The following is a 1,433-nucleotide window of genomic DNA, read 5'->3' on the forward strand; positions in this document are numbered from 1 at the left end:
GTTGGGGATAGGTGATGCGGGCGGGAACGGCCACGATGGTGCGGCGCAGCGTAGCGCCGCGGGCCACGGCGTAGCTGGCACCGGCCAGGACCCCGGCGGCGCGCAACAGATTGTGAGCGATCGCCGCGCACAGCACCCAGGCGGAGTTGGCGGCAAACAACCCCGAGGGCATGTGGGCCACAGGGCCGTCGATGAGGTCGGCGAACACATTCTCGACGATCGCGTGGCGACGGTGGTCGATGTCGGCCTCGGGTGCGGGCAACGTGGTGTTGGTCAGAAACGGGTGATACCGCCAGATCGGGAACAGCGGTTCAGGGTCACCGGGGGCGTTGCGGGCGTCTTTGACCCGGCGCACGATCAGTCGGGCGGTGACCGGCGTATCAGTGGTTGTACCAGCGGTGTAGGCGATTTCAGCGACTTCGGCATCGGAGATCCACTCGCCGGTGTCGGGATCGCGGACCGCGCCGGGATAGCGGACCAGGGTCCAGGCATCCTCGTCGATGGCAGCGATCGCTTTCTGCACGGCCGAGTTTTTGGCCAGCACGAGAGAGAACTGCACACCGGCGCGCAGGCAGGCGGTCATCACCTCCCCGGTGCCGTACGCCGAATCGCCGCGCACCAGAATCTGTCCGGTGGCGCCGGCGTCGCGAGCGGTCGCGATGGTGCGGGTGATCATCCGAGCCGCCCCGCGACCTGACGGGGTTTTCCCGGCCCGCAACAACATTCCGGCCACCACTGGCGCCGAGGTTGCGGTGCTGATCGTGGTGACCAGCGGCGCCAACCCTTTGCGCAGCACCTGTTTACCGCCGACCTTGGTGTGGCCGTAGGAAGCTCCTTGTTTGGCGTGTCCGTAGACCGGTCGCAACAGCGAGTCGATGTCGATGACGGTGCGCTGCTCGCCGCCGGCGAGCAATTGCGGTACCCGACCCACCAGGGACGACAGGTGGCTGGTCAACACCGATTCGAGTTGCTTGGTGTGACCGAAGGTGAACTCCCGCAACAGGGTTCCCGCAGTTGATGGCGCATACAGGTGGTCGAAGAGCATCGGCATGCCGCTGGCGCGCAGCATGTTGAGGTCATCAATACTGTCGGCGCCAGCGCACATGCCGGCGATCACCGTCATCAGTTTCGGTGCGGGATTGGCCGCCCCGGACTTGATGCGTTCGCAGGTGAACCTCACCTTCTCGGTCAGCAGACGATCCAACCCGGTCTCCTCCGCCAACGCCAGCACCGGCACCAGACCGGCATAGGACACGAGTGACTGCTCATCGAACTGCGCCGACGACGCCGCGAACGTATGCGACAATCTCACTGAAAGTGCCTTTCTGTAGCTGTGTGATTAATGCCTGAAGAACATCAATCATCCCAGCTCAGAGGGCACTTTCTTCGTCACGACACCCGAAATCAGCAAACCGGGTCGGTGGATTCAGGCT

The 1,433-nt window shown here is 64.4% G+C and carries 1 protein-coding gene; it reads right to left on the reverse strand.

The annotated features are described in order from the left end of the window. The coding region (locus QSJ19_RS26470; RefSeq protein WP_286324034.1) for an IS1380 family transposase at positions 1–1,312 on the reverse strand (1,312 nt) is incomplete at its 3' end. Positions 1,313–1,433 lie beyond the last annotated feature (121 nt).

The organism is Gordonia sp. ABSL11-1, assembly GCF_030315685.1.
GTDB lineage: Bacteria > Actinomycetota > Actinomycetes > Mycobacteriales > Mycobacteriaceae > Gordonia.